The sequence below is a fragment of the Modestobacter sp. I12A-02662 genome (assembly GCF_041028325.1).
Taxonomy (GTDB): Bacteria; Actinomycetota; Actinomycetes; order Mycobacteriales; family Geodermatophilaceae; genus Modestobacter.
On sequence record NZ_JABGDE010000010.1, the window covers coordinates 201,619 to 209,341 of the forward strand.

Sequence of the window (7,723 nt, forward strand, 5' to 3'; positions counted from 1 at the left end):
CGGCTTCGCCGGACACCTGGACCCGACTCGGGGGCCCTCCGGGCCCCGCTCGTCCGGTTCAGACCTCGAGGACGGTGGGGATGATCATCGGGCGGCGGCGGTACTTGTCGGAGACCCACTTGCCGACCGTCCGGCGGATCACCTGGGAGAGCCGGTGGGCGTCCACCTGCTCGTCCTCCAGGCTGCGCTTGAGCTCCTTCTCGACCAGCCCGAGCACCTCGTTGAAGGCGGTCGGGTCGTCGGAGAACCCGCGGGTCGACAGGTGCACCGGCCGCACGATGGTGCGGGTGGACGGCTCGATGACCACGGTGAGCGCCACGAAGCCCTCGTCCCCGAGGATCCGGCGGGCCTGCAGCGACTCCTCGCCGACGTCACCCACGTTGACCCCGTCGACGTAGACGTTGCCGATGGGCACGCTGCCCACGATCGACGCCTTGCCGTCGACCAGGTCGACGACGACGCCGTCCTCGGCCAGCAGGATCCGGTCGCGGCTCATCCCGGTCTGCTCGGCCAGCGCGGCGTGTGCCCGCAGGTGCCGCCACTCGCCGTGCACCGGCATCAGGTACCGGGGCTTGGCGACGTTGATCAGGGTGCGCAGCTCGCCGGCGGGCGCGTGCCCGGAGACGTGCACCATCGCCGTCTCCTTGTGGACCACGGTGGCACCGAGCCGGGCCAGGCCGTTGATCACCTTGTAGACCGCCGTCTCGTTCCCGGGGACGAGCGAGGACGCCAGGATGATCGTGTCGCCGGCCTCGATGGTCACCTGGTGGTGGTCGCCGCGGGCCATCCGGCCGAGCGCGGACAGCGGCTCCCCCTGGGAGCCGGTGCTGATCAGCACCACCTGCTCCGGCGGCATGGACGTCGCCTCGTCGAGCTTGACCATCAGCCCCGGCGCCACCCGCAGCAGGCCGAGGTCCTGGGCGACGCCCATGTTGCGCACCATCGAGCGGCCCACGAGGGCGACCTTGCGGTCGTGCTTGACCGCGCAGTCGAGGACCTGCTGGATGCGGTGCACGTGGCTGGCGAAGCTGGAGACGATCAGCCGCTGGGTGGCCCGCTCGAACACCGAGTCGAGCACCGGGCCGATGTTGCGCTCGGAGGTGACGAAGCCGGGCACCTCGGCATTGGTCGAGTCGGCCAGCAGCAGGTCGATCCCCTCGACGCCCAGCCGGGCGAAGGCACCCAGGTCGGTGAGGACGCCGTCCAGCGGCAGCTGGTCCATCTTGAAGTCGCCGGTGTGCACCAGCGTCCCGGCCCCGGTGTGGACGGCGACCGCCAGCGCGTCGGGGATCGAGTGGTTGACGTTGATGAACTCGGTGTGGAACGGACCGGCCAGGTGGTCGTCCCCGGCGGCCACCTCGACGAGCACCGGGTCGATCCGGTGCTCGCGCAGCTTGGCGCGCACCAGCGCCAGCGTGAACCGGGAGCCGATCAGCGGGATGTCCCCGCGCAGCCGCAGCAGGTACGGGATCGCGCCGATGTGGTCCTCGTGCCCGTGGGTGAGGACGACGCCGACGATGTCGTCCAGCCGGTGCTCGATCACGCCGAAGTCGGGCAGGATCAGGTCGATGCCGGGCTGCTCCGCCTCGGGGAACAGCACGCCGCAGTCGATGACCAGCAGCTTGCCGTCGAACTCCAGCACGGCCATGTTCCGGCCGATCTCGCCCAGCCCGCCGAGCGCCATCACCCGCAGGGCGCCGGGGGGCAGCGGCGGGGGCGCCTGGAGGTCCAGGTGCGGCTGGTGGGCCTGCTGGGCAGGCGGGGTCTTCGTCGTCACAGCTGGACTCCTCCGGCGGCGAGGTCGGTGCGCAACTGCTCCACCTGTTCGGGAGTGGCGTCGACCAGCGGCGGGCGGACCGGCCCCGCCGGCAGGCCGAGCGCGCGCAGCGCCGCCTTCACCGTGATCACACCTTGGGTACGGAAGATGCCGGTGTAGACCGGCAACAGGCTCTCGTTGACCGCGCGGGCCTTCACCAGGTCACCGGAGTCGACGGCGGCGATCAACTCCGCCAGCCGGGTGCCGACCAGGTGCCCGACGACGCTGACCACGCCGACCGCGCCGACCGCGAGCAGCGGCAGGTTCAGCATGTCCTCGCCGGAGTAGTAGGCCAGGTCGGTGCGCGCCAGGGTCCACTGCACCGCGCCGAGGTCCCCCTTGGCGTCCTTCACGGCGACGATGTTGGGGTGCTCGGCGGCCCGGACGAGGGTCTCGACCTCGATCGGCACGACCGAGCGCGGTGGGATGTCGTAGAGCATCACCGGCAGGTCGGTGCTGTCGGCGACCGCGGTGAAGTGCCGCAGCAGCCCGGCCTGGGGCGGCTTGTTGTAGTACGGGGTGACGACGAGCAGCCCGTCGACGCCGAGCCGGGCGGCCGACTGCGCCTTCTCGATGGAGTGGGCGGTGTCGTTGGTGCCGACGCCGGCGATCACGGTGGCCCGGTCGCCGACGGCGTCGATCACCGCCTCGAGCACCGCGTGCTGCTCACCGTCGCTGATCGTGGGCGACTCCCCCGTCGTGCCCATGACGACCAGGCCGTCGTGCGCCTGCCGGTCGACCAGGTGGGACGCCAGGTGCTGGGCCCCCGCGAGGTCGATCGTGCCGTCCTCGGCGAGCGGGGTGACCATCGCCGTGAGGACTCGCCCGAAGGGCCGGGCGGGGTCGGTGGTCATGGTGCGAATCTACCGACCGCCGCCAGCGGACCAGCGCGCCAGGACGGCGGCGGGCCCGTCCGCCGCCCCGCCGTCCGGCTCGGTCCGCCGTCGCGACAGGGTGACCCGGTAGCGCAGCCCGGTCGAGGACGTCAGCCACCCGGTCCCGGCGGCGCGTACCCACTCGTCCTCGGGCAGCGCGGGCGCCCAGGTGTCCCCGGGCACCCGGACGTCGACCTCGGTGACCACGGCCGCGGCGGCCCGGGCCAGGAACGCGGCGTAGACGCTGCCGCCACCGATCACCCAGACGTCGCCGTCGGCGGCCGGCACGTCGTCCGTGGAACGCGCGACGTGCACTCCCGCGCCCGCGGTCGGCAGGGTGGTGCTGAGGACGACGTTGCGCCGGCCCGGCAGCGGTCGCACCCGGGGCGGCAGGGACTCCCAGGTCCGCCGGCCCATCACCACCGTCGTGCCCACGGTGAGCGCACGGAAGAGCCGCAGGTCCTCGGGGAGGTGCCAGGGCAGCGCCCCGTCGGCGCCGATCACGCCGCCGTCCCCCTGGGCCCAGACGAGCCGGACGGTGCCCTGCACGACCGCCGACCTGCCCAGCTCGCTCAGACGGCCACCGCACCGCGGATGGCCGGGTGCGGGTCGTAGTCGTGCACGTGGAAGTCGGCGTAGTCGTGCTCGAACAGCGACGGGGCCGGGTCGATGGTCAGCCGCGGGAACGGCCGCACCTCGCGGGCCAGCTGCTCGCGCACCTGCTCCACGTGGTTGGCGTAGATGTGGCAGTCCCCGCCCACCCAGATGAAGTCGCCCGGCTCCAGGCCCACCTGCTGGGCCACCATCTGGGTGAGCAGGGCGTAGCTGGCGATGTTGAACGGGACGCCGAGGAAGAGGTCGGCGCTGCGCTGGTAGAGCTGGCAGGACAGCCGGCCGTCGGCGACGGAGAACTGGAACAGGGCGTGGCAGGGCGCCAGCGCCATGTCCGGCAGCGCGGCCACGTTCCAGGCCGAGACGATCATCCGGCGGGAGTCCGGGTCGGTCCGCAGCGTCTCCAGCACCGCGGACAGCTGGTCGACCGTGCCGCCGTCCGGCGTCGGCCAGGACCGCCACTGCACGCCGTAGACGGGGCCCAGGCTGCCGTCCTCGGCCGCCCACTCGTCCCAGATGCTCACGCCGTGCTCCTGCAGCCAGCGAACGTTGCCCTCACCGCGCAGGAACCACAGCAGCTCGTAGGCGACCGACTTGAAGTGCACCCTCTTGGTGGTCACGAGCGGGAACCCGCGGGACAGGTCGTAGCGCAGCCGCTCCCCGAACAGGCTCACCGTGCCGGTGCCGGTGCGGTCGGACTTCGGGCTGCCGGTCTCGAGCACCCGGCGCAGCAGGTCCTCGTACTGGGTGTCGATCGTCGGGTCCGCCACGGGCACCGACTCTAAGCGGGGCTCAACCCTCGGTGACGTAGGGGCTCGCGGCGACCTCGGTGCCGTCGGCGAGCCCGCTGATCCGGAAGTCGCTGAACACGTGGCCGGCGACCCGTTGCAGCTCGCGCAGGCAGGCGACGGCGACCTGGCGCATCTCGACGTCGGCGTGCTCGCTGGCGCGCATGGCGATGAAGTGCCGCCACGCCCGGTAGTTGCCGGTGACCACGACGCGCGTCTCGGTGGCGTTGGGCAGCACCGAGCGGGCGGCCTGCCGGGCCTGCTTGCGGCGGAGGGTGGCGTTGGGGACGTCGGCGAACCGCTCCTCCAGCCCCTCGAGCAGCGTCTCGTAGGCGGCCACCGCCGCGTCGGTCACGGCGAGGAACAGCTCGTGCAGCTCCGGGTCGTCGGCGATGACGGCGGGCTCGACGACGGCGGCGTCCCGCTCCGGCACGTAGCGCTGGGACAGCTGGCTGTAGGAGAAGTGCCGGTGCCGGATCAGCTCGTGGGTGAGCGACCGGGAGACCCCCGACAGGTACATGCTCACGGTGCCGTGCTCGAGCACCGACAGGTGGCCCACCTCGAGGATGTGCCGCAGGTAGCCCTGGTTGGTGGCCGTGGCCGGGTTGGGCTTGTCCCACGACTGGTAGCAGGCCCGCCCGGCGAACTCGGCGAGCGCCTGACCGCCCTCGGCGTCGGTCTCCCAGGGCACGTCGGCGGGTGGGGTGAACGCGGTCTGGGCGACGACCTCGACCTTCAGCGGGGCGATGGCGGGCACCCGGCGAGCGTACGGCGGCGGACGACAGCGGCCGCGGCAGGCACTGCCCTCGCGGGGCCGACCCGGTCACGCCGCTGCCGGGAGCGCACCGGAGAGCGCCGGCGCCAGGTCCCCCGCCCCGGTGACCGCGACGTCGGTCAGCTCCATCCAGTCCGCCATGAGCCGGAGCTCGGCGGCGAGCGCCGCGGCCACCGCGCAGTGGTCCACCCCGGGTTCGGCGTGTGCGGCCTGCACCCGCAGCACGCCGGGAAGCCGGTCGGCCTTGAGGTCGACCCGGGCCACGAGGGCGTCACCCAGCAGGAACGGCAGCACGTAGTAGCCGTGCACGCGCTTGGCCGCCGGGGTGTAGATCTCCAGCCGGTAGCGGAAGCCGAAGATGCGTTCAACCCGCGGACGTTCCCAGACCAGTGAGTCGAAGGGGCTCAGCAGCGCGCGGGCCTGGGCGCGGCGCGGCCGCCGCGCGGCCGGGTCGAGCCAGGCCGGGCGTCCCCATCCGTCCACCTCCACCGGCAGCACCTCGCCGGCCTCGGCCAGCTCGGCCACCGCGGTGCGGGCGTCGGCCGGGGACAGCCGGAAGTAGTCGCGCAGATCGGTCTCGGTGGCGACGCCCAGCGCCCGTGCGGCGGTCCGGACCAGCTCGCGGACGGCGTCGGGCCGCTCCGGCGTGGGCGCCTGCACGACCGCGGCGGGGAGCACCCGCTCGGGGAGGTCGTACACCCGCTCGAAGCCGGCGGTGCGGGCGCGCGCGGTGAGCGCACCGGTGAAGAACAGCCACTCGAGCGCGACCTTGCCGGCGTGCCAGTTCCACATCGTGCCGGGGCGGTCGCGCCGGTGCTCCAGCAGCTGGCTGGCCTTCAGCGGCCCCTCCGCGCGGACGCGGTCGAGGACCTCGGCGACGTACCCGGGGCGTTCCCGTTGCAGCCGGACCATGTTCCGCCAGGCGTGCTCCTCCGCGGCGGCCATCCGCCAGCGCAGGTGCGGGTGCAACCGGACCGGCAGGAAGGACGCCTCGTGCGCCCAGAACTCGAACAGGTCGTGACGCCGGTTGGAGAGCGCGTCCAGCGCCGGCCGGGGATAGGGCCCCAGGCGGCTGAAGAACGGGAGGTAGTGGGACCGGCTCAGCACGTTGACCGAGTCGATCTGCACCACGGCGAGCTGTTCGGCCGACCGGCGCAGCTGACGGGTGCCCGGCTCCCCGGCGGGACGCGGATCCGCGAGCCCCTGGGCGGCCAGCGCGATCCGCCGTGCCAGGGCGGCGGACAGCCGTTCGGCGGGTCTGGTCACGGAGCCGATCCTGCCGGGTGGGTACGACAACCCGCCTGGTGCGCGGGCAGCGGTGCCCTCCCTAGGCTGCCGGGCGTGCACCCACCCTCCCGGCCCGGTCCGCTCGGGCGCGCCGACGTGCGTGTCCGCCGCGCTCAACCAGGCGACGAAGCAGCGGTCGCGCGGGTCCAGCTGGTCACCTGGCGGACCGCCTACCGGGCGCTGCTGCCGGCCGAGGTGCTCGACGGCTGGGACGAGCAGGGGGCAGCCGACGCCTGGGCGGAGGCCATCGGCGCACCGCCGGGCCCCGACCACGGCGTCCTGGTGGCCGTGGAGTCGGACGACGTCGTCGGCGTGGCGGCGTTCGCCCCGGCCGGCACCCCGGACGACCAGCCCGCCGCCGAGCTGACCACGCTGCTGGTCGAGCCGCGGTGGGGCCGGCGTGGCCACGGCAGCCGGCTGCTCGCGGCCGTCGCGGACCTCGCCGGCGAACGGGGCGTCGGCACGCTGGTCAGCTGGGTGCCGGAGGCCGACGAGGTCACCGCAGGGTTCCTGCGCAGCGCCGGATGGGCCCCGGACGGCTGGGCGCGTGACCTCGACACCGGCACGGCGACCATCCGCCAGCTGCGCTGGCACACCCGCCTCGACGACGAACGGGACGACGACCGAGGAGCACCGTGACGTTCACCGGTTTCCCCGACGAGGGCCTCGTCTTCTACGAGGGGCTCGACGCGGACAACAGCAAGGCCTACTGGACCGAGCACCGGCAGGACTACGAGCGGTACGTCCGTGCGCCCATGCAGGCGCTCGCCGACGAGCTCGCCGCCGAGTTCGGCCCGGCCAAGCTGTTCCGTCCGTACCGGGACGTCCGCTTCAGCTCGGACAAGACGCCGTACAAGACGCACCAGGGCACGGTCCTGCACCCCGAGGGGCGTGGCCTCGGCTCGGTGTACGTGCAGATCTCCGCGGACGGGCTGTTCGTGGCGGGTGGCTGCTGGCGCCTCGAGGCGGACCAGGTCGAGCGGTACCGCCGAGCGGTGGCCGACGACCTGCCGGGCGGGCCGCTGGCCGCAGAGGTCGACCGGCTGCGCGCCGCCGGCTACACGATCGACGGCGACCGGCTCGTCCGGATGCCCCGCGGCTACTCCGCCGACCACCCGCGGGCCGAGCTGCTGCGCCACAAGTCGCTGCACGCCTCGGCGGAGTGGGCGCCCGAGGACTGGCTGCACGGTCCCGGGGCGCTGGATCGGGTGCGGGAGGCATGGCGGCAGTTCGCCGCGCTCAACCGCTGGCTGGCCGACAACGTCGGCGCGAGCACCGCACCGCCGGATCGGCGACGCTGACTCAGCCCACGGTCCGGCGGGACCGGGACGCCCGCACCTGAGCCACCGCGGCCCCGGTCCAACACCCGAGCGGGCTTCATCGGGCTGAAGTACGGCGGCTTTTCCGGGCTGGCGCCCGGTGTTGGGGGTGTACCGGGTTTCAGGCATGCCGAAACGGGGGCCAGAGCAGTGATGCTCTGACCCCCGTTCCGGGAATGGTTGTCCGGCGGTGTCCTACTCTCCCACCCCGTCCCCGGGGCAGTACCATCGGCGCTGAAAGGCTTAGCTTC

The 7,723-nt window shown here is 73.4% G+C and carries 8 protein-coding genes; 2 read left to right on the top strand and 6 right to left on the bottom strand.

What is annotated here, in order from left to right:
- Window positions 1–58: 58 nt before the first annotated feature.
- The 6 genes from HL189_RS16405 to HL189_RS16430 all read right to left on the bottom strand — a co-directional run bounded on the left by HL189_RS16405 (window position 59) and on the right by HL189_RS16430 (window position 6,132).
- Entirely contained in the window at window positions 59–1,777 is a 1,719-nt protein-coding gene (locus tag HL189_RS16405; RefSeq protein ID WP_369134784.1) for a ribonuclease J, read from the bottom strand.
- Window positions 1,774–2,670 carry a 4-hydroxy-tetrahydrodipicolinate synthase gene (gene dapA, locus HL189_RS16410; RefSeq protein WP_369134785.1) on the bottom strand — a complete coding sequence of 299 codons (897 nt, stop codon included), beginning with the start codon at window positions 2,668–2,670 and terminating at the stop codon, window positions 1,774–1,776. The genes HL189_RS16405 and dapA overlap by 4 nt, the downstream gene beginning before the upstream one ends.
- 9 nt (window positions 2,671–2,679) lie before the next feature.
- Entirely contained in the window at window positions 2,680–3,240 is a 561-nt protein-coding gene (locus HL189_RS16415; RefSeq protein ID WP_369134786.1) for a dihydrofolate reductase, read from the bottom strand.
- Window positions 3,241–3,263: 23 nt separating this feature from the next.
- Window positions 3,264–4,073 carry a thymidylate synthase gene (locus tag HL189_RS16420; protein WP_369134787.1) on the bottom strand — a complete coding sequence of 270 codons (810 nt, stop codon included), beginning with the start codon at window positions 4,071–4,073 and terminating at the stop codon, window positions 3,264–3,266.
- Between the two features lie 22 nt (window positions 4,074–4,095).
- Entirely contained in the window at window positions 4,096–4,848 is a 753-nt protein-coding gene (thyX, locus tag HL189_RS16425) for an FAD-dependent thymidylate synthase (RefSeq protein WP_369134788.1), read from the bottom strand.
- Between the two features lie 66 nt (window positions 4,849–4,914).
- A complete protein-coding gene (locus HL189_RS16430) occupies window positions 4,915–6,132 on the bottom strand; it encodes a winged helix-turn-helix domain-containing protein (protein WP_369134789.1) in 1,218 nt (405 codons plus the stop codon).
- Window positions 6,133–6,207: 75 nt separating this feature from the next.
- Here HL189_RS16430 and HL189_RS16435 point away from each other — a divergent pair, with 75 nt between their 5' ends.
- Together HL189_RS16435 and HL189_RS16440 are read left to right on the top strand one after the other, a co-directional pair.
- Complete coding sequence (locus HL189_RS16435) at window positions 6,208–6,792, top strand: N-acetyltransferase family protein (protein ID WP_369134790.1); 585 nt, start codon at window positions 6,208–6,210, stop codon at window positions 6,790–6,792.
- On the top strand, window positions 6,789–7,454 hold the full coding sequence (locus tag HL189_RS16440; protein WP_369134791.1) for a DUF2461 domain-containing protein: 666 nt from the start codon (window positions 6,789–6,791) through the stop codon (window positions 7,452–7,454). The genes HL189_RS16435 and HL189_RS16440 overlap by 4 nt, the downstream gene beginning before the upstream one ends.
- Window positions 7,455–7,723 lie beyond the last annotated feature (269 nt).

Excerpts from the sequence above, each read along its gene's own strand:
- dapA (WP_369134785.1), bottom strand. The coding sequence starts at position 2,670 with ATGACCACCGACCCCGCCCGGCCCTTCGGGCGAGTCCTCACGGCGATG.